Origin of the sequence: Sulfurimonas indica, from assembly GCF_009192995.1 — a bacterium.
Lineage (GTDB): Bacteria > Campylobacterota > Campylobacteria > Campylobacterales > Sulfurimonadaceae > Sulfurimonas > Sulfurimonas indica.
On the sequence record NZ_SDID01000008.1, the window covers coordinates 92,414 to 112,238 of the forward strand.

A 19,825-nucleotide genomic window follows, 5' to 3' on the forward strand; every position below is an offset into this window, starting at 1 on the left:
GAACTAGAGACCTGCCCATAAAAGACGTAACCAAAGTCCAAATGTTGATGTATAACCAACTTCACTAAAACGGAGTTGCTGCTTTGTATCGTAAATAAATGTTGTTGGATAAGCGGCTATTTTAAACTTACGTGAGAGTGAACCATCTTTGTCATTGACAACTTTAAAATGGTAATCGTGCTTATCAAGATACTTTTTTATCTCATAATCACTTCCTGATTTTACAGCAATAGTAATAATCTGATAGTACCTATTTAAAAAGTTGATATTTGCAGCTTCGAGTTTACAGGTTGGACACCAAGTCGCCCAAAAATGTATGAGTATTGGTTTTTTACTGTCTAATGAGTAGGTACTATTATCAATCAGTTTAAAAGAACGCATCTCTAATGGTGCACTACTGAGAGATTGTGAACGGTAGAGACTCATAGCATTTGCCACAATCGTAATGGTAATAATAAAATAGAGTATCTCTTTTAAATAATGTTTGATTTTTTCTGTAGTTATATTCATAGAGATAGCTTAACACTAATGTAATAATAATTTGATAAAATTATAAGAAATTAAGGGCACATCTAAGAACTAAAGTTCTTAGATGTGCCCTAAAGGATGTTTGATGTTAAAAATATTTCTTTTTTCATTATCAGTTCTGATAATGAGCGGCTGTCAAAATATTACGCCCTATGTAAAAACCGATAAAAAACCTGAAGCTGCAAAACAAGAAAAAACTCAAGAAGTAGCATTGAAAAAAGATGCCAAAAAGCCAAAAATGCAAAAGATGTTTCAAACAGTCGATGCAAAAGATGCTATTCTCGTGCAAAAAGGTGAGAAAAAAGAGCACTGTGCTGTTTGTGGAATGAACTTAACCAAGTTTTATAAAACAAGTCATGCTGCCAAATTAGAGGGTAAAAATATCCAATACTGCTCAATCCATTGTCTTACAGCACATATCAATGAGGGGGCAGAGCTTGAAAATCCTATGGTTGTTGATGTGACAACATTAAAATTCATTCCGGTTACTGAAGCTTTTTATGTAGTGGGAAGTGATGTGCCGGGTACTATGAGCTCTGTGAGTAAGTATGCTTTTAAATCTTTGGATGCTGCAAAAGCATTTCAAAAAAAACATGGTGGGAAAATTTTAGATTTTTATTCTGCGTGGCAGGAAGCTAAAAAAGACTTTCAAAAATAGTCTTTACATAAAAAAAGCCCTTTGATTCAAAAGAACCAAAGGGCTTTGTGATTAAAAAGAGAGAGTGCTTACTCTATCTCTGCATCGATAACGTCATCGTCATCTTTTTTAGCATTTTGGTTTGCAGCTCCTGCTTCACCGCCTTGCTCTTTTTTATACATCTGCTCAGCCATTTTGTGACTTGCTTCAGTAAGTGCTTTTACTTTCTCTTCAATTTGCTCTTTTGTTGCATTTTCATCTTTAAGAACCTCTTGAAGATCTTTGATAGCCGCTTCAATTTTCTCTTTTTCACCAGCATCAAGGTTATCACCCATCTCTGTCATAGATTTCTCAGTTTGAGCGATCAGTGCATCTGCTTGGTTTTTAAGCTCAACTAATGCTTTTCTAGCTTCATCTTCAGCTTTATGAGCTTCTGCGTCAGCTACCATTCTGTTGATCTCTTCTTCACTAAGTCCAGAGCTTCCGCTGATTGTGATTTTTTGCTCTTTACCAGTTCCTTTATCCATTGCAGATACCGTTAAGATACCATTTGCATCGATATCGAATGTTACCTCAATTTGTGGCACACCACGTGGTGCGGCTGGAATGTCAGTAAGCTCAAAGAGACCTAACGATTTGTTGTCTTTAGCGAACTCACGCTCACCTTGTACTACATTGATAGAAACCGCTGGTTGGTTATCTTCTGCAGTTGAGAAAATTTGCGATTTTTTCACAGGAATCGTAGTACCTTTTTCAATTACTTTTGTTGCAACGCCACCAAGTGTCTCAATACCAAGTGATAATGGTGTAACATCAAGTAAAAGAACATCTTTTACATCTCCACGTAAAACACCACCTTGGATAGCAGCTCCTGCAGCTACAACTTCATCTGGGTTTACAGATTTGTTAAGGTCTTTACCATCGAAGTAGTCTGAGACTTTTTTCTGTACTAATGGTACACGAGTTGAACCACCAACCATGATGATCTCTTTGATGTCAGATTTGCTTAAATCTGCATCTTTCATTGCTACTTGGATGTGATCCATAGTCTCATCTACAAGCTCTTCGATCATACCTTCGAACTTAGCACGAGTAAGTTTTATAACTAAGTGTTGTGGTCCTGCTTCTGTCATAGTGATAAATGGCAGGTTAATCTCAGTCTCAGTCGCACTTGAGAGCTCTTTTTTCGCAGCTTCAGCTGCATCTTTTAGACGTTGTAGAGCCATTTTGTCATTTTTAAGATCAATTCCGTGACTTGCTTTAAACTCACCATTTAAGAAATCAACGATTTTGTTATCGAAGTCATCACCACCTAAGAATGCATTACCATCTGTTGAGAGTACCTCAAATGTACCGTCTGAAATCTCTAGTGTAGTAACATCGAATGTACCACCACCAAGGTCATATACAAGTACATCTTCATCAGACTTACTGTCTAGTCCGTAAGCAAGTGCTGATGCAGTTGGCTCATTGATAATTCTTAGTACGTTAAGACCTGCAATCGTACCAGCATCTTTCGTTGCTTTTCTCTGAGAGTCATTGAAGTATGCCGGAACTGTAATTACAGCGTCAGTTACTTTTTCTCCAAGATACGCTTCTGCATCCTCTTTTAGTTTTGTAAGGATTTTTGCTGAAATCTCTTGAGGTGTATATACTTTACCTGCAACATCAACAGCAGCCATACCGTCTTTGTCAACGATTTTGTATGTTACTTTATCTTGAGCGAGTTTAGCATTCTCCTCGTTCATCATAAGACCCATAATTCTCTTAACAGAAGAGATAGTTTTTTCAGGGTTTGTAATCGCTTGACGTTTTGCAGGATCACCTACTAAAACCTCACCTTTATCTGTAAATGCTACGACGGAAGGCGTTGTATTTTTACCTTCTGCATTTGGGATGATTTTTGCTTCACCACCTTCATACACTGCTACACAAGAGTTTGTTGTTCCTAAATCTATTCCTATTACTTTACTCATCTTCTTATCCTTTAATTTTATTTTATAAAATTTAAGGGAACCTTTTCATTCCCTTTGGTCACAGAATCGGGAGTAATCCCGCTTCTTACGCTAATACCCCAAGGGCACTTCCTTTAGGGCGCGCTTGGTTTCACCCCGAGGGCACTTACGCCTTCGGCAGGAAGCCCACGACGCTTGGCGTCTTTGCCTCCAATGGAGGCGGAAAACTTATTTATTTTTATTACGATGTAATTGTATTAAGTTTTCAAAATATCTTTTGCAACTTAGGTTGCATTGCTGCGAATTAGTTCGCAACAACTACCATTGCCTCACGCAACGGTCTCTCTTTATATTTGTATCCAGTTTGGAAAGTCTCAACGATCTGTCCGCTTTCAACTTCAGGATGGTCAACGCTTTGAACAGCATTGTGAATGTTTGGATCGAATGGTTCGTCATGACTTACCATTTTTACACCATGTTTTTCAAGTGCCGTCATAAACTGCTTGAGTGTAAGTTCGATTCCCTCTTTGAGTTTTTCGATTAACTCCTCAGGCGCTGCATCTGTTTCTGCAGATTTGAGTGCCATTTGAAGTGAATCTACAACTGGAATCATATCTTTTGCAAATTTTTCGTTTGCATATTCAACTGCTGTATACTTTTCACGCTCTAATCTCTTTTTGATATTGTCAAAATCTGCGTGAACACGTGCATATTTATCTTTTAATTCTTTTAGTTCATTTTGTAAAAGATCAAACTCATTCTCTACTGCTTCCGCTTCTGCCTCAGCTTCGGAGATGTTTTCATCATTTTCAATTATGTTTTCATTCTCTTTATTATTTTCATTCGCCATAATAATTGTTAACTCCTTTTTTAAAAAGATACTGTAATTATATATATTGAGCGTAATAATGTCAAGTATAAGTTTAATTTTATTATTTAATAAAGTTGAGTCAAGTTATATCAAGTATGATTTTTTGTTTAAAAAAACTCTGTTATATATAATTAGGTATCATTAGAGAATAAAATTATGGAGCAGTTATTATGAAAATTATTGGATGGCTATTTGGCATTGTAGTATTACTTGTTGGTGTTGTTTATACACTGCTTTTTACCTCTTTGGGAAATGGCATAATCAAGCCAATGATTGAGACAGAGATACAAAAACAGATACACCTACCAAGTAAGTTAAAGCGCTTCTCAATGGGGATGAGCGAGCTTGATATCTTGCTTGAGATTAATCCTAACAATACGATAATACTAAAAGGTACCTACTCACTTTTTTCACAATCATTTGATATCAATTATGATGTTGCACTGCGTGAGCTTTCTAGCTTGGAAGCTTTGATGAAGAAAAAATTAAATGACTCTTTTTTTACTGATGGCACAGTGAAAGGAGATATGAAATTTTTCACTGTTAATGGAAAAAGTGATGTTGCAAAAAGTAACACTAACTATAATATAGAGTTACGAGATTTTAATCCTACTTCTATCATTGCCAATATCAAGAATTTGGACTTATCATCTTTACTTCATATGCTTGGAGAGAAAAAGTATGCTGACGGGGCAGTTGATCTAAAGGTGAACTTTAAAAATATCACACCACACAAGCTCGATGGTGATATCTTACTACTTACAAAAGAGGGCATCTTAAACTCAAGTGTTATGAAAAAAGATTTTGGCATTACTATTCCAAAAACGCGTTTTGCAATGAATCTAGATGCAAAACTCAAAGGTGATGATGTAGATTACCGATACCTGCTAAAATCAAATCTTGCAAAGATATCATCAAGTGGAAAAGTAAAACCAGAGCCTCTGAGTGTTGCTATAAAATATGGTGTAGATGTAGAGGAGCTTGCAGTACTTAAACCCATTACCGGTGCAGATATTCGAGGAAATTTACGTCTAAGTGGAAAAGTGAATGGTTCAAAAGAGAAAATGCTCATTGATGGGCGCAGTGATATAGCAGATTCAAAAACAACATTTGCAGCAGTGCTGAAAGATTTTCAGCCAAAGAGTGTAAGGGCAAATATAAAAGACCTTAAACTGCAAAAACTGCTCTATATGATAAAACAGCCACACTATGCAGATGCACTGTTTGATTTAGATGTAGCCATTAGTAATGCAGATGTGAAAAACCTACAAGGGACAGTCAAGAGCCGTATAAAAAATGGTCTGCTTGACAGTAGATATTTCACAAAGGCATATAAGTTTAAATCACCAATGCCAAAGACTACTTTTCATGCAACAACGACAACAACACTTAATAAGGACAACATAGATACAAAAGTAGATATCTTCTCAACGCTTGCAGACCTGTATGTAAAAAAAGCACACTTTGATATGAAAGATGCTGCACTCAAAAGTGATTATAAAGTAAAGGTACATAATCTTGAGAAGCTCTACTTTGTAACTGAGCGACATCTCAAAGGCAATTTTATCGCTAACGGAGAGTTGAAAAAAGCAAAAGATCTGGATTTTACGATGCATAGTAACATCGCAGGCGGAAAAGTGGATGCAAAACTACATAATGATGATTTTCATGCAGATATCAACAAACTCTGTACTCTTGATATCTTAGATATGCTGATCTATCCAAAGATTTTCAAATCAAATATCGATGCAAAACTTGACTATAATCTCTCAGCACAAAAAGGTACATTTAAAGGACTTCTCTCAAACGGTACATTCACAAGAAATCAAGCTCTTGACCTTACGAAACAGTATGCGCACATTGACCTCTACAAACAGATCTTTAAAGGTGATGTGAGTGCAAATATCAATAAAGAGAATATCTTGGCATCACTTGATCTCAAATCAAATACATCTTCGATTACGACAAAAGATACCTATCTCAACTCAAAAACAAAACGTATCAAGTCAGTTATCGACATTAACGCTAACGGCAATCCTCTTGTTGTAAAACTAAGCGGCAGCGTAGAGCGACCAAAAGTGCAAGTTGATGCGAGTAAAATACTCAAAAAAGAGGCGACTAAAGCTGTTACAAAAGAGCTGGAGAAACATCTAGGTAAAGATGTAAGAAATCTTTTAAAAGGGCTTTTCTAAGCGCTATTTTTTACTGACATCCGTTAAGGTCAGACAAAAAAGAACTTCTTTTCCCTCCTGCGTGAGCTTATCTGTAGCTTCACGCAGGGTAGCTCCTGTTGTAATGATGTCATCAACTAAAATCACTTCTCTTTCTTTAAAGTTTTTGAGTTGAAAATCTCTAGGATTTGCCTCTCGAAATACTTTTGATTTTCCAGAGTAGGAGATGGAGTTTTGTGCTCGTAGTCTGTTAAAGAGTGGTTTGATATTTTGACTTGTCAGGGCTTTATTGAGAATCGCAGTATGTGAATAGCCACTTTTGATATTATCATCGATGGCGATGGAGGTAACTCTACTTTTCCACTCAAATTCTCGTGCGAATTTTGTAAAACTAAGTCTGGCTAAAAGTTTGTAGATATGAAATCCAATATCAGTATGTTTTGTAAAAAGAAGAGATTTGATATCTTCATATCTGTAAAATGAGAGTACTTCGATATCATTGTTAAGTTTTCTTTTGTAGAGTGATGGCTGTAAAAACTGCTCTTGACAGTTTTTACAGATATGCTGCGTGAGAGAGTAGTTCTCACACAACAGACATTTCATAACAGTTTTTAGTCCATCTTGAGTACGGACATAAAAGCCTCTTGTGGAAGTTGAACCTTTCCGATAGCTTTCATACGTTTTTTACCTGCTTTTTGTTTCTCTAGGAGTTTACGTTTACGGGTAATATCTCCACCGTAACATTTTGCAGTTACATTTTTCCCCATCGATTTTACAGTCTCACGGGCAATGACCTGATTACCAAGAGATGCCTGAACAGCTACTTCAAAGAGCTGACGAGGAATAATCTCTTTCATATTTTTAACAAGTGCACGACCACGGCTTACTGCTGAAGTTCGTGGTACGATAATGCTGAGTGCATCAACGACTTCACCTGCAACTCTTACATCAAGTTTTACAAGGTCACCCTCTTTAAACTCACTTGGCTCATAGTCAAAAGAAGCGTAGCCTTTAGAGATAGATTTGAGTTTATCATAAAAGTCTACTACTATCTCATTCATAGGAAGTTCATACTCAAGCATAACACGCTCTTCATTTAAGTAGGTCATCTTGCTTTGAATACCACGTTTTGAGACAAGCAGGTTCATAATATTTCCAAGGTATTCACTAGGAGTGATGACCGTTGCTTTTACATAAGGCTCTTCGATTCTATCTATCTTTTGCACTTCCGGAAGTTCACTAGGGTTTTGTACTTCAACCTTTGTGCCATCTGTAAGATATACATGATAAACAACTGATGGTGCAGTAGCGATGAGGTCAAGTCCAAACTCACGCTCAAGTCGCTCTTTAACAACTTCCATATGCAGCATTCCAAGAAAACCGACACGAAAACCAAAGCCAAGAGCTACAGAGGTCTCCGGCTCATATGAAAGTGCAGAGTCATTAAGCTTGAGTTTATCAAGTGCATCACGCAGGTCTTCAAACTTGTCTGTATCTATCGGGTAGAGTCCTGCAAAAACAAATGGTTTTGCAGGTTCATACTCACCGACAGGCTCGGTGCAAGGATTTTTCGCATCGGTAATCGTATCACCGACACTGACAACACTCACCTCTTTAAGACCTAAAACAACGATGCCTATCTCTCCACTTTTTATCGCAGGAGTTTTTATCTTCTTGATAGGGTGCGGGTACATCAAGTCAAGGACCTGATGCTCTTCACCATTGCTCATTAGTTTAATCACTTGATTTTTCTTGATCTCACCGTCAAATACACGAACAAGTGCCAGTGCTCCAAGATACTGATCAAACCATGAATCATAAATGATGGCCTTTGTCGGTCCCTCAGGATCACCCTGTGGCTCAGGAACTCTCTCTACGATAGCATCAATGAGCTCACGAATCCCAACACCGGTTTTTGCACTCACGAGTACCGCATCTGTAGCATCGATGCCGATGGAAGTTTCAATCTCTTCTGCCACACGTTCCGGCTCGGCTGCCGGGAGGTCTATTTTGTTGATTACCGGGATGAGTTCAAGATCATTATCAAGTGCCAAGTAGACATTTGCAATCGTTTGAGCTTCAACACCTTGAGCTGCATCTACAATGAGCAGAGCTCCATCAGATGAAGCCAAAGATTTACTTACCTCATAAGAGAAATCAACATGGCCCGGAGTGTCAATGAGATTAAGGATGTAGTGCTCGCCATCTTTTACATAATCAAGTCGAACCGATTGTGCTTTGATGGTGATGCCACGCTCTTGTTCGATATCCATCGTATCCATCATTTGAGAGCTTAGCTCTCTCTCGCTCACAGCACCACACTCTTGGATGATACGGTCAGCTAGTGTAGATTTTCCATGATCAATATGGGCAATGATAGAAAAGTTTCGTATATTTTTCAACTCTGTCCTCTACTTATGCAAAAAGTGAATTAACACTCTCATTATGATAAACTCTGCGGATTACCTCTGCAAAGAGTGGTGCTACAGTAAGCACTTTGATTTTTTTATGAGCTTTTGATTCAAGTGTGTTTGTGATGATAAGTTCATCAAGTTCACCATGTTCAAGATTATCATAGGCTTTTCCACTGAGTACTCCATGTGTTGCACATGCCATAACAGATGTTGCACCTTTGTTCTTTAAAGCAGTCGCGGCTTTTACCATAGTACCTGCAGTATCTACCATATCATCAATCATAATGACATCTTTACCTTCGACATCACCGATGATATTCATTACTTCACTCTCATTCGCTTTTTCACGGCGTTTATCAACGATAACCATCTCAAGTCCCATTCTTTTTGCAAAGTAACGAGCACGAGCAACACCGCCAATGTCTGGAGATGCAATAATAGGATTTTTAAGATTTTTGCTTTTGATGTATTGCTCAAAAGTGATAGAACCGTAAAGATTGTCAACCGGAATATCAAAGAAACCTTGAATCTGTCCAGCATGCAGGTCAATCGTTACAACTCTATCAATACCTGCAGTTTGGAACATATCTGCTACGAGTTTTGCAGTGATTGGAACACGAGGAGCTGCTTTTCTGTCCTGACGTGCATAACCATAGTAAGGAACAACAGCAGTAATACTTTGAGCAGATGAACGCTTGAGTGCATCTGTCATGATTAAAAGCTCCATTAGGTTGTCATTTGACGGTGCACCTGTTGATTGGATGATAAAAACATCACGACCACGAACACTCTCAGAAATCTGAACAGAGATCTCTCCATCACTAAACTTCTTAACATCAGCTTTTGCTAAAGGAACATCTAAAATTGAGCAAACTTCATTTGCAAAATCAACACTAGCAGAGCCAGCAAAAATCTTATAACCACGCATTGGTATTTCCTTCTAGGAGTAAATTAATGCGCGATTATACACTAAATGTGCTGAGGATAGTTTGAAGAGTCAAGTGCCTTACTGGCAGTTTTTACAAAGACCGGAGAAAACGAGGTCTGCTTTTTTTATTTGAAAGTTTGTTGAGTGTGCAGCAAGCTCACTAATACTGCTAAGGTCGAGCGTAATATCTTCTACCATACCACATTTGTCACATACAAGGTGTGAATGTGCCTCTTTTGTCAGCTCATATACGGATTTTTGATTTGGGATTTTTACCTCTTGGATAAAGGCATTTTCTATCATGATATTTATATTTTTATAAATTGTAGCAAGTGAAATCGAATTAAATTTCTTGAGCATTATCTCATAGAGGTCTTCTATGTTTACATGCCCATACTTGTACAATGTATTTGCAATCTCCAATCTTTGAGGAGTCGCTTTTAAATGGTGTGCTCTTAAACTGTCTGTAAAATTATTCATGGCGCCATTATACAGAAAAAAAGTTTAAAGTATAATAGTTATTGATATTGGTTAAGTATTTTTAAAGTATCTTTTGCAGCTTTATAAGTGTTGAGAAAAGTATAGCACTCTTATCTATATGAGAGCTCTTCATCTTTAGCTCACTTTCAAGCAGGAGTTCATGGAGTCTATAGAAAGTGCCAAGTTTGATTTTTATAGCAAATGATGCTTTTTGTTCTACGACAAACTTTGGAGCAGGGTAGCCTAAAATTTCCAAGGCATTGGGTGCTCCGTTTACTCGAATGTAAATGTTAAACATATAAAGCTGCGTGAGGTATGATGTGAGTGCTGTAAGTATACGTATCTCATCTTCGCCATGTTCTAAAATATTTTGCAGATCTTCTTTAAAATCTTTTTTCTCTAAGAGTTTTTTCATAAAATCATCAAGGTTAATCTCTCCGAGCCCATAAACCAATGCATCAACATCTTTGGTACTTATCTCTCTGTCAAAAACACGAAACTTTTCTATCTCATTGGCTGCAAGTGCTACATCCCCGTTGTGAATTTTGAGAAGATGTGAGAGGGTGTACTTATCAATAGTCACCTCTTTTTCCTGAGCAATTTGGAGCAGGATATTTTGTGCTTCAAACTCTTTTGGATGAAAGAAGCGAACACTCATCGTCTTCGTTTTGGCAAAGCTCTTTGCGTTGTTGTAAGATTTGTGATCGCTTCCATAGTATGCGTAGATAAAAATATTGTCCGGATTTTTACTTGCAAGCTCTAAAAGAGTATCAAGCTCTTTTTTTGGAACTTTTTTCTCACTTTTTATAATGAGGATGTTTCGATCACCAAAGAGTGAACCTTGTGAGAGGTGCGCTTTTGCCGAGTTAAAGTCATACTCATCATGGTAGTAGTTTAAGATGTTTGCATCTTCTACATTGCTGAGCATTTTTGTGTACATATCTATGAGGAAATGACTCTCCCCGAAAAAGACAAAAGAGTTTGAAATCGTCTTGTTTCGAATATGGTTGTCAAATTCATTTTTATACATCGCTTGCTTTTCCTACTACAGCACCATAGATTCGAGCACGGGCAATATCCACTTTGTCAATACGCACAATGACATTTTCAAAGAGGACGATATCGCTAGCTGTTGTAATATTGATACGTGCACCGATTATCTCATCATGCAGATCAGCTTTGAATTCAGGGTCTGTAGCTACAACTCTGGCTTTGAACTCGCGACCAAGATTGTTTTTTGCCCAGCGTGCATATTTTCGTGCTTTGTATTCTACCTCGACGGTACTTGCCTCTCGCTCTTTTTCACTTACCATCATGGCCAAGGTTTCGATGTTTCTAAGAACATAAGAGCCCTCTTTTGTATCACCTTTTTTGATGGCTTTAATGAGTCTGTGTACAATGAGGTCTGAGTAACGTCGAATAGGTGAAGTAAAGTGTGTATATTCTTCAAATCCAAGCCCAAAGTGTCCAGAGTTCAGCGGTGCATAGCGTGCCTGCATCTGTGAGCGTATAATAAGGGTGTCGACATCTGCTTCTATGCCCATCTCACGTGCCTGTTTTTGAATCGTTTCAATGGTTTCTTTGACTGTACTTTTAATCTCGATGTTCATCCCAATAGCAGAGAGCTCTTGATAGAGTGTTTGGAGTTTTGTTTGACTTGGCGGTTCATGAATCCTAAAGATTCCTCTCTCATACATCTTGGCAGCTTCTTTGTTCGCTAGCAGCATACAGTCTTCTATAAGTGCGTGAGAAGGTGTCTCTTCGGACTCTTTTGTAGATAAAAGATTTGTCTCTTCATCGAGCTCCATGGAGATTTCAACAGAGTGAAAGTCAAAACCGATTTTAAGACGTTTTTCTTTGAGTCTGTCCGTAATAGTACGTAGTTTTGTTAGAGCTGCAAAGATGGTCTCTTCTTCTTGTGTTTTTGCCTTTAGTTTTCCATCAAAAAAATTATCAATCTCTTCATAGTTAAAACGTCTGTCTGAGTGAATAATTGCTTCATAAACATCAGAATTAACAACTTCAAGAGTCTCTTTGTCTAGTTTTATCTCAAAAACATAAGCAAGACGGTCAATATGCGGTTGGAGTGAACAGAGAGTCTCACTCAGCTGACGTGGAAGCATTGGAATAGAACGGTGCGGTAGATAGATAGAAAAACCTCTGTACATTGCCTCATTGTCAAGTGCTCCAAAAGGTTTGACATATTCACTCACATCAGCGATAGCAACATAAAGAGTGGAATTTGCATCATCCCAGTAGATAGCATCATCGAAATCTTTTGCAGTCACGGGGTCAATAGTACAAAAAGGAAGCTCACGCAGGTCTTTTCTTTTTGGATATTTCCTTGCATCAACAGGTGGAAATGAACGGGCTATCTTTAAGACCTCTTCATCAAACTCGTCATGTTTGTTGTACTGAGCAAGAACGATTTTTTCATCGACTTTTGGATCATCCATATGACCAAGCTTTTCCATTACTCTGTGCTCTTGATGGTCAATTTTAAAGACATCTCCAAGCTGATAGTTTTCTAACTCTTCTGGCGTAAGCTCAGCTCCTACAGGATGGTCTGTTTTAATGTCAACTAAAGATTTATGCCCATACTTTTCTATAATGTAGGCAACTCCATAGCTCTCTTGGCGCCCGACAACTTCAGTTATCTTGGCACTCGCCCCTCCACGTTTACCAAGAATTCTCTTTGCAATGATGAGGTCACCTTCTGTTGCACTGCCGAGCTCATCGATGTAGAGGTCTTTGACATTATCACCAATGACATGAAGATAGGCTGTTCCTTTTTGCACGAGTCCCAAAACACCGGCACGGTATTTTGAGTTAAATTTATAGGTATTGTTTTTAAAAGTGAGATATTTTTTTGCAAGCCACTCTTTAACAAGTGATAATTCATCTTCAGAGGTGTCTTGCTCGCTCACACCGTGTGTGAGTTTAATAAGGAGAGATTTTAATTCGTGCAATTTATTTAAAAGCCTCTATAGCGTTATCGAAGCTTTCCATATCAAGCTCATACTCTTCGATAAGCTCTTTTGCTTTGTTGATGCTATCTTCTGTTAGAACACCATTGATTGGTACTGCTACACGGACAACATTTAAAATTTGTGCTGCACGTCTGTCTTCTTCTTCCGCTTTTTCAGGGTTCTGGCAGTTTCTTATAACATCAACAAGACCCTCTTCGAACTTCCATTGTTCAAAGATTGTAGCACTTACTTCTGGCGTATCTGCACCTACTACTTCTCTCTCTGCTGCTTCAACATCTTGCAGTTCTAAGAGGGCATCACGGAACTCTTCTTCTTTTTTGTCTGCAATAACCTGCTGAGCGATCAATACTTTTCCAATTTCAACAAGAAATGCTGCAGGAGAGAGAACACCAAGCAGTCTGTTCTCTTTTCGTAAACACCATGAAGTCATCAGTGCATGCTGTTTTTTAGAAAGTGCTGAGAACATCTCATTTGTTATACCATATGGTGAGAGGTCAAGTGTAAAGCTTTTTTTCACAATACTCGCTAACGCAAAACCACGAACTGTTCCCATTCCAAAAAGTCCTACTGCCTGAGAGATTGCATTGATCTCACGGCTAAATCCATAAAGCGGAGAGTTTGCCGCTTTGAGAATGTCCGCTGTAAGAAGAGGATCTTTTTCTAAAATTTTTACCATGTCGTTAAAAGTAGAATCCGGATCTTGGTAAACCGCCTCAATCTGCATTGCAGATTCTGGAAGAGGTGGGAGTTGTTTGATTTTCTTAAGTATTTCTTCTGTCATATTGGTTACTCACTTTTTAATGAATGTGTATAAACATCGTATTGTGTTTATAATTATAGTATCAATAGATAAATTCATACTGAATATTTACAAAAAACTGATATTATTTTTAAGACTAACAAAAAAAAGTAAAAGAAGGAAAAGATAGATGGAAGCAGAAGCGATTTTAACTCAATTGGGCTATACGCCAAATGATGCACTGACAAAACAGTTAAAAGATATACAGGAAAATACACCAGGGTATGAAAAAATTGAGAAACATATCATGGATTTAAATGAGCATTTAAAAGTTAATAACGCTTATGTAGCCCTCTCAAATACGAAAAATTATTTAAAAATCAAAGTAGATTCACCGACACCGGAACTAGCACAGGAAGCACATGAAAAGATAGAGCATTTTAGTGAAAAATATAAAGTAGATATTGAAAAGCTTCCAAATAAAGAGACTTACTATATTATTGGTTTTCACCATTAGGAAAAACATTGCGTGAGCCTATGAGCCTTGAAGGGTATGATACTTTGGTCGAAGAGTTTAAATACCTGCTAGAAGTTGAAAAACCTAAAACGGCGCAGGAAAAGCTCGTTGCAGCTGCACTTGGTGATAGAAGTGAAAATGCAGACTATCAAGCAGCAAAAGAGAAACTCCGATTTATCGATAAGCGCCTTTTTTATTTGAATAAAATGATACAAAATGCACAGGTAATTGATCCCTCTTTACACAATCATGAACGTGTCTCTTTTGGAAGCAGTGTAACTTTAATTGATCTCGATACAGATGAAGAGAAGGTATTTACTATCTGTGGTGTTTTAGAGAGTGAACCGGAAAACGGGCTTATTTCTGTACACTCTCCATTGGCAAAAGCGATGCTTGGAAAAGAGGTTGGAGATGATTTTAAGATTAAACTTCCTAACGGTATGAAAGAGTATGAGATAGAAGCGATTGCATATAAAAACATCTACTCTTTAAAGCAAAATATCCGCACGAAAAGTGATTATGCTTTTCATTAAAAAATCAAAGGAAAACGGATGAGAATTTTCACACTTTTTTTACTGTTATTTGTTACTTTTGCAGAAGCAAAAGAGTATAAAGTTGTTTTTGACTGCAGCTCAAATGATGCCAACTATCTGAAGAGTCGTATGTGGCTTGTCGGAAAAACGATAGATATGATAGAAGAACAGGGTGATAGCATAAAAGCTGCATTGACCATTCATGGAAAATGTGCACTGATCGCTTCTGAGAATTATGATATGTTAGTAGAAGGTGAAGCGGTGAATGCTATGAAGCAGGCACAAGAGTATCTTATTGAACTCTCAAAAAGAAAAAATATTGAGCTTGTCGTTTGTGCGATGTCATTAAATGCGAATTCTATTGATAAAGAGGATGTACTCCCATTTTTAAAGATTTCAAAAAACAGTTATATTGACACGATTGCGTACCAAAATGATGGTTATGCATTGATGACTTTTAAATAATTAAAATAATTTTTACCCACATTTAGATATAATCCGCTTTTAAAAACCAATTTTTAGGACAACACCAAATGAGCCAACAATTACCAGATATAGATACACAGTTAGCTAATCATAAATTATCGCAGGAAGACTATACACATATCAAGCAGATTTTGGGTCGTGAGCCAAATCTCGTAGAACTTGGAATCTTCTCCGCAATGTGGTCTGAGCACTGTTCATATAAATCTTCAAAAGTACACTTAAAAGGTTTCCCAACATCAGCACCGTGGGTCATTCAAGGTCCGGGTGAAAATGCCGGTGTTATTGACATCGGTGATGGTATGGCAGCCGTATTTAAGATGGAGAGTCACAATCACCCATCTTTCATTGAACCATATCAAGGTGCAGCAACTGGTGTTGGTGGGATTATGCGTGATGTCTTTACAATGGGTGCACGCCCTGTAGCAAACCTCAATGCACTTCGTTTTGGTAATGTTTTAAATGACGATAAAACTTCAAAACATCAGAGGTATCTTGTTCGTGGTGTAACTGAAGGAATCGGTGGTTATGGTAACTGTATGGGAGTTCCAACAATTGGTGGTGAGACAAGTTTTGATGAGTGTTATAATGGAAACATTCTGGTAAATGCATTTACACTCGGTCTTGCAAAAAGTGATGAGATATTCTATGGGAAAGCAGAAGGTATAGGAAATCCGGTTCTTTATGTTGGTGCAAAAACCGGTCGTGATGGTCTTGGTGGGGCTGTTATGAGTTCAGACTCTTTTACAGAAGAGTCAAAATCACTTCGTCCAACTGTTCAAGTTGGGGATCCTTTCACTGAAAAACTTCTTTTAGAAGCATGTTTGGAGCTTTTCAAAACTGATTATGTTATCGGTATCCAAGATATGGGTGCAGCTGGGCTTACATCTTCATCATTTGAGATGGCAGGACGTTCAGGAAGCGGGATGATTATGCATCTTGATAAAGTTCCTGCTCGTGAAGAGAATATGACTCCTTATGACTTTATGCTCTCTGAGTCTCAAGAGCGTATGCTTCTTTGTGCGAAAAAAGGAAGTGAAGAAGAGATCATTAAAATTTTTGAGAAGTGGGACCTTGATGCTGCAGTTATCGGTGAAGTGACAGATACAGGGAATATGGAACTTTTCTGGCATGGTGAGAAAGTTGCAGAGGTTCCTGTTGATCCGGTTTCTGAAGAGGCACCAGAGCTGAACCGTCCAATGAAAAGACCAGAGTATCTTGATCTGATTAAAGATACAACTATTAATGACTTTCCAAAAGTTGAGAACCAAGAAGCATTTGAAAAGCTGACAAAATCTATGGAAGTTGTAGATAAATCATGGATCTATACACAGTATGATTCTATGGTTCAGACAAATACGGTTAAAAAAGGCGGAGAGCTTGATGCTTCAGTTATTCGTGTAAAAGAGAATGGAAAAGCTCTGGCAATGTCAGCGGACTGTAATGTACGTTACTGTTACATCGACCCTAAAGGCGGTGGAGCTGCTGCTGTTGTTGAATCAGGTCGTAATGTCGCTATGAGTGGAGCACGTCCACTGGCTATTACAGATTGTTTGAACTACGGTAATCCTGAGAATCCTGAAGTTATGTGGCAGTTTGCAGAGGGATGTTTAGGTATTAAAGAAGCCTGTGCTGAGCTAACGACTCCGGTAATCGGTGGAAATGTTTCACTTTATAATGAAACAAACGGTGTTTCCGTTTTCCCAACACCGTCTATCGCAACAGTTGGGGTTAATGATGACCAAAACAATGTCCTAATGTCAACATTTCAAGAGGCAGGTAATCAGCTCTATCTTGTAGGAGAGAGCAAAAGTGAGTTTGGTGGCTCTTTATATATGAAAGAGATTTGTGGTGTTGTTGCAGGAAAACTTCCTGAGATAGATTATGCAAAAGAGCTTGCTCTTTGGGATCTGGTCATTGAAGCAAATAAGAAGCATCTTCTAGAGTGTGCTAAAGATGCAAGTAGTGGTGGTGTGGCAATCGCACTTGCTAAGATGGCGGCAACAAGTGGACTTGGATGTGACGTGAGTATGAGTGTAGAAGATGAGAGAGATATTTTCGCTGAATCCCAAAGCCGTGCAATAGTGGAAGTTAAACCTGAAAATGCTGAAGCTTTTGAAGCAATGCTGGATGGTTTGGCATGTGAAAAGATAGGTGTTGTTGGTGGTGATACAGTGAAAATAAATAATGTTACTATGAGCATGGAAACATTACAAGATAACTACTTCAATACATTCAAACGTGTGATAGAACAAGATCTATAAAAAACGATAATCAGAATTTCAAAATGTGCACAAAAAAAGGTGATTTCTAATCACCTCACGCACAATGCCTCTTTACTTATAATAATTAATTATATTTTCTATGTAAAAATATAATTTGAAAAATCAATTTACTTTTATATTAATCATTGTATAATCTCACAGAATTTAGATAAAGGAAATTAAATGAGAAGAAGTTTATTAACTGCATTATTAGCAGTCAGTTTTGCATTTTTTGCAAGTGGATGTTCTACAATGCATATGGGTTGGACAGCAGTAACTGGTCAGCATAAACTAGATAATCGTGCAATGGATGCATACGATGCTATGTTTACAAAAGTTGTTGAGTATGGTGATCCTGCTCGTGCTATGATGAAAGAGTGGAAAGTTGATGAAGGTATAAGTGGAGATGATGTAAAAGAATCAATCGAGGCACTTACAGAAGAGTATAATATGCGTCTTACTGGTTATGTAAAAATGTATACGAAAGAAGATGCAAAACCAGATGAAGTTAAAGAAGCAAGAATTTGGTCTTTATGTAATCTGACAACAGCTAAAATATTCTTGAACTATTCAAGATACTATGGTGGTTTTATGCCATGTAGAATCATGTATGTTCAATATGGAAATGGTGATGCTTATCTTATCAGTATGGATATGACTCTTGCAATATATGGTGGATACCCATTACCGCCAAAAATGCTAGAAGCTGCTGAGAAAGTTAAAGTAGCAATGGAAGGGATTCCTGAGCGTGCAGCAAAAGGTGATTTCTAGATATCTTCTAGTTTGATTACCTCATAAGCCACCTCTTCATAGGGGTGTGCTTTTTTTAATATCTCTACAGCTTTTTTTATCAACGTATCAGAACAAATCATCTCTATTTTATACTCTGTAACATATTCAATTCTGTCTTTTGCACCGATATATGGATTTGCCTCGCCAATAGGTTTAAACTGTCCTCTGCCCAAACTCTCAAAAGAGCAGTTCTCATAATTGTTAAACTTCCCCGCACCAATCTCAAAAAGAGCATTTTTTGTCTTCTCTTTAGCTTCTTTGGGTACATAATAACTGAGTTTATACATTTTGCATATCCTTTAAATAGTTAAGAAGCTCATAATCGAGTTCATACTTCTCAAAAGCTACTTCATTGATACTTTTATATGAAAATCCCCCATCATTAAAACAGATGACTGCATCATCTTTATCCTGTAACAGTCCATCTATCGCGTGAGATACGAATTTGTAAGCCATTAGTCTGTCATACACTGTCGGATTGCCACCACGCTGAATATGCCCAAGTACTGTGACTCTTGTCTCCATGCCAACACTTTTTTCAAACCACGCTGCAATCTCTTTTGACTCTTGTGCGATGCCTTCTGAGACGATAGCAATAAAGTAATTTCTTCCATTTTTCATCTGCTCTTTAAAGTTTTTTTCATAACTTTTCAAATCATAAGGAACTTCCGGGATTAAACAAAGCTCAGCACCTGAAGTCAAAGCAGATACAAGTGTGAGATAACCACACTCTCTTCCCATTGTCTCGATGACAAAGGCACGACTGAATGAAGAAGCAGTATCGCGAATGGCATCAAGAGCATTACGTATGATATTTAAAGCTGTATCAACTCCTAAACAGTAAGATGTGCCGGCTATATCATTATCAATCGTAGAAGGAATACCACAAAATGCCACACCATGTTCTTTGTAAAAAACCTCCATACCCCGAAATGAACCATCTCCTCCAAGAACAACAAGCATAGTAATTCCATGTTTTTCAAGATTGGCTTTGGCTTGCTTCCTATACTCTTGTTGCATAAATCTTTGGCTGCGTGATGAGCCTATCTTGGTACCGCCTTTGTTAATGATACCAGCTACATCACAGTAAGAAGCCTCTTTGATTTTGTTATCAATAAGTCCCTCAAAACCGTTGTAGATAAAGTAAGGGGTTAAACCTTTTTGAATACTATACTCAACAAAATGTTTTAAAGCCGGATTCATTCCTGAAACATCACCGCCTGAACATAAAATTGCTATCTTTTTCATTTTATTAATCCCAAAAAAATTTATATCATAAATGATACAGTTTTATGGGACTATTCTATTAAAAGTTTGTTGAAATATCAAGTCCTATCTGATTTCTTTTATAGGTATACATAGCAATATTGGAACTGTTGTTTGTTCTTGAAAGCTTTAATGAGAGGGCACTGTTCATCGGTTTGATAAAATATGATAGAGTTCCGCTTAATGTTCTTGAAATATCATTGCGACTTTGGTTATATGTCAAACGAATCCTAAAATTTTGCACTAAAAAGTAAAAA

20 protein-coding genes are annotated in these 19,825 nt (G+C 37.6%); 7 read left to right on the forward strand and 13 right to left on the reverse strand.

The features are described 5' to 3' along the window. Positions 1-3 precede the first annotated feature (3 nt). Positions 4-510 carry a protein disulfide oxidoreductase gene (locus ES948_RS05770; RefSeq protein ID WP_152183996.1) on the reverse strand — a complete coding sequence of 169 codons (507 nt, stop codon included), beginning with the start codon at positions 508-510 and terminating at the stop codon, positions 4-6. A 103-nt stretch (positions 511-613) separates the two neighbouring features. On the opposite strand from ES948_RS05770, the gene ES948_RS05775 reads away from it, so the two are divergent. Then, on the forward strand, positions 614-1,186 hold the full coding sequence (locus tag ES948_RS05775) for a nitrous oxide reductase accessory protein NosL (protein WP_152183997.1): 573 nt from the start codon (positions 614-616) through the stop codon (positions 1,184-1,186). A gap of 68 nt (positions 1,187-1,254) precedes the next feature. On the opposite strand, the gene dnaK is transcribed toward ES948_RS05775, so the two are convergent. Continuing rightward, positions 1,255-3,141: a molecular chaperone DnaK gene (dnaK, locus tag ES948_RS05780; protein WP_152183998.1), complete on the reverse strand. Its 1,887-nt coding sequence runs from the start codon at positions 3,139-3,141 to the stop codon at positions 1,255-1,257. Positions 3,142-3,424: 283 nt separating this feature from the next. Then, positions 3,425-3,970, reverse strand: coding sequence for a nucleotide exchange factor GrpE (grpE, locus tag ES948_RS05785; RefSeq protein WP_152183999.1), 546 nt, complete (start codon positions 3,968-3,970; stop codon positions 3,425-3,427). A 191-nt stretch (positions 3,971-4,161) separates the two neighbouring features. Here grpE and ES948_RS05790 point away from each other — a divergent pair, with 191 nt between their 5' ends. Continuing rightward, complete coding sequence (locus ES948_RS05790; RefSeq protein ID WP_152184000.1) at positions 4,162-6,183, forward strand: hypothetical protein; 2,022 nt, start codon at positions 4,162-4,164, stop codon at positions 6,181-6,183. Positions 6,184-6,186: 3 nt separating this feature from the next. Here the strand turns inward: ES948_RS05790 and ES948_RS05795 are convergent, their stop codons facing one another. The 7 genes from ES948_RS05795 to ES948_RS05825 form a co-directional block, all read right to left on the reverse strand. Next, the gene (locus ES948_RS05795) at positions 6,187-6,765 is read right to left on the reverse strand and encodes a ComF family protein (RefSeq protein WP_152184001.1); all 579 of its coding nucleotides are present in this window, start codon (positions 6,763-6,765) and stop codon (positions 6,187-6,189) included. 8 nt (positions 6,766-6,773) lie between these two features. Then, the gene (lepA, locus tag ES948_RS05800; RefSeq protein ID WP_152184002.1) at positions 6,774-8,564 is read right to left on the reverse strand and encodes a translation elongation factor 4; all 1,791 of its coding nucleotides are present in this window, start codon (positions 8,562-8,564) and stop codon (positions 6,774-6,776) included. 13 nt (positions 8,565-8,577) lie between these two features. Next, positions 8,578-9,504: a ribose-phosphate pyrophosphokinase gene (locus tag ES948_RS05805; protein ID WP_152184003.1), complete on the reverse strand. Its 927-nt coding sequence runs from the start codon at positions 9,502-9,504 to the stop codon at positions 8,578-8,580. A gap of 78 nt (positions 9,505-9,582) precedes the next feature. Then, positions 9,583-9,984 (reverse strand): Fur family transcriptional regulator, encoded by a 402-nt coding sequence (locus tag ES948_RS05810; protein ID WP_152184004.1) that lies wholly within the window; start codon positions 9,982-9,984, stop codon positions 9,583-9,585. 61 nt (positions 9,985-10,045) lie between these two features. Then, the gene (holA, locus tag ES948_RS05815; RefSeq protein ID WP_152184005.1) at positions 10,046-11,014 is read right to left on the reverse strand and encodes a DNA polymerase III subunit delta; all 969 of its coding nucleotides are present in this window, start codon (positions 11,012-11,014) and stop codon (positions 10,046-10,048) included. Continuing rightward, a complete protein-coding gene (locus tag ES948_RS05820) occupies positions 11,007-12,953 on the reverse strand; it encodes an RNB domain-containing ribonuclease (RefSeq protein ID WP_246153828.1) in 1,947 nt (648 codons plus the stop codon). Before ES948_RS05820 ends, holA begins: the two co-directional genes overlap by 8 nt. Position 12,954: 1 nt before the next feature. Next, positions 12,955-13,755 (reverse strand): HDOD domain-containing protein, encoded by an 801-nt coding sequence (locus tag ES948_RS05825; protein ID WP_152184006.1) that lies wholly within the window; start codon positions 13,753-13,755, stop codon positions 12,955-12,957. A gap of 148 nt (positions 13,756-13,903) precedes the next feature. On the opposite strand from ES948_RS05825, the gene ES948_RS05830 reads away from it, so the two are divergent. From ES948_RS05830 to ES948_RS05850, 5 genes are all read left to right on the forward strand, one after another. Further along, on the forward strand, positions 13,904-14,230 hold the full coding sequence (locus ES948_RS05830) for a hypothetical protein (protein WP_152184007.1): 327 nt from the start codon (positions 13,904-13,906) through the stop codon (positions 14,228-14,230). An 8-nt stretch (positions 14,231-14,238) separates the two neighbouring features. After that, positions 14,239-14,763 (forward strand): transcription elongation factor GreA, encoded by a 525-nt coding sequence (gene greA, locus ES948_RS05835; protein ID WP_152184008.1) that lies wholly within the window; start codon positions 14,239-14,241, stop codon positions 14,761-14,763. Positions 14,764-14,781: 18 nt separating this feature from the next. After that, complete coding sequence (locus ES948_RS05840; protein WP_188109460.1) at positions 14,782-15,228, forward strand: DsrE family protein; 447 nt, start codon at positions 14,782-14,784, stop codon at positions 15,226-15,228. A gap of 68 nt (positions 15,229-15,296) precedes the next feature. Further along, on the forward strand, positions 15,297-17,510 hold the full coding sequence (purL, locus tag ES948_RS05845; protein WP_152184009.1) for a phosphoribosylformylglycinamidine synthase subunit PurL: 2,214 nt from the start codon (positions 15,297-15,299) through the stop codon (positions 17,508-17,510). 183 nt (positions 17,511-17,693) lie between these two features. Continuing rightward, complete coding sequence (locus ES948_RS05850) at positions 17,694-18,281, forward strand: DUF302 domain-containing protein (protein ID WP_152184010.1); 588 nt, start codon at positions 17,694-17,696, stop codon at positions 18,279-18,281. On the opposite strand, the gene ES948_RS05855 is transcribed toward ES948_RS05850, so the two are convergent. The 3 genes from ES948_RS05855 to ES948_RS05865 form a co-directional block, all read right to left on the reverse strand. Beyond that, a complete protein-coding gene (locus ES948_RS05855; RefSeq protein WP_152184011.1) occupies positions 18,278-18,589 on the reverse strand; it encodes a YqfO family protein in 312 nt (103 codons plus the stop codon). The two genes, ES948_RS05850 and ES948_RS05855, sit on opposite strands and share 4 nt — an antisense overlap. Further along, positions 18,582-19,550, reverse strand: a complete 969-nt coding sequence (locus ES948_RS05860; protein ID WP_152184012.1) for a 6-phosphofructokinase — start codon at positions 19,548-19,550, stop codon at positions 18,582-18,584. Before ES948_RS05860 ends, ES948_RS05855 begins: the two co-directional genes overlap by 8 nt. Positions 19,551-19,608: 58 nt before the next feature. Further along, on the reverse strand, positions 19,609-19,825 hold a 217-nt coding region (locus ES948_RS05865), incomplete at its 5' end, for a hypothetical protein (RefSeq protein ID WP_223176041.1).

What these genes read in the sequence shown, in the direction of transcription:
- ES948_RS05770 (WP_152183996.1), bottom strand. Translation starts at nt 510, where the DNA reads ATGAATATAACTACAGAAAAAATCAAACATTATTTAAAAGAGATACTC.
- ES948_RS05775 (WP_152183997.1), top strand. Translation starts at nt 614, where the DNA reads ATGTTAAAAATATTTCTTTTTTCATTATCAGTTCTGATAATGAGCGGC.
- dnaK (WP_152183998.1), bottom strand. Translation starts at nt 3,141, where the DNA reads ATGAGTAAAGTAATAGGAATAGATTTAGGAACAACAAACTCTTGTGTA.
- grpE (WP_152183999.1), bottom strand. Translation starts at nt 3,970, where the DNA reads ATGGCGAATGAAAATAATAAAGAGAATGAAAACATAATTGAAAATGAT.
- ES948_RS05790 (WP_152184000.1), top strand. Translation starts at nt 4,162, where the DNA reads ATGAAAATTATTGGATGGCTATTTGGCATTGTAGTATTACTTGTTGGT.
- ES948_RS05795 (WP_152184001.1), bottom strand. Translation starts at nt 6,765, where the DNA reads ATGAAATGTCTGTTGTGTGAGAACTACTCTCTCACGCAGCATATCTGT.
- ES948_RS05805 (WP_152184003.1), bottom strand. Translation starts at nt 9,504, where the DNA reads ATGCGTGGTTATAAGATTTTTGCTGGCTCTGCTAGTGTTGATTTTGCA.
- ES948_RS05810 (WP_152184004.1), bottom strand. Translation starts at nt 9,984, where the DNA reads ATGAATAATTTTACAGACAGTTTAAGAGCACACCATTTAAAAGCGACT.
- holA (WP_152184005.1), bottom strand. Translation starts at nt 11,014, where the DNA reads ATGTATAAAAATGAATTTGACAACCATATTCGAAACAAGACGATTTCA.
- ES948_RS05825 (WP_152184006.1), bottom strand. Translation starts at nt 13,755, where the DNA reads ATGACAGAAGAAATACTTAAGAAAATCAAACAACTCCCACCTCTTCCA.
- ES948_RS05830 (WP_152184007.1), top strand. Translation starts at nt 13,904, where the DNA reads ATGGAAGCAGAAGCGATTTTAACTCAATTGGGCTATACGCCAAATGAT.
- ES948_RS05840 (WP_188109460.1), top strand. Translation starts at nt 14,782, where the DNA reads ATGAGAATTTTCACACTTTTTTTACTGTTATTTGTTACTTTTGCAGAA.
- purL (WP_152184009.1), top strand. Translation starts at nt 15,297, where the DNA reads ATGAGCCAACAATTACCAGATATAGATACACAGTTAGCTAATCATAAA.
- ES948_RS05850 (WP_152184010.1), top strand. Translation starts at nt 17,694, where the DNA reads ATGAGAAGAAGTTTATTAACTGCATTATTAGCAGTCAGTTTTGCATTT.
- ES948_RS05855 (WP_152184011.1), bottom strand. Translation starts at nt 18,589, where the DNA reads ATGTATAAACTCAGTTATTATGTACCCAAAGAAGCTAAAGAGAAGACA.
- ES948_RS05860 (WP_152184012.1), bottom strand. Translation starts at nt 19,550, where the DNA reads ATGAAAAAGATAGCAATTTTATGTTCAGGCGGTGATGTTTCAGGAATG.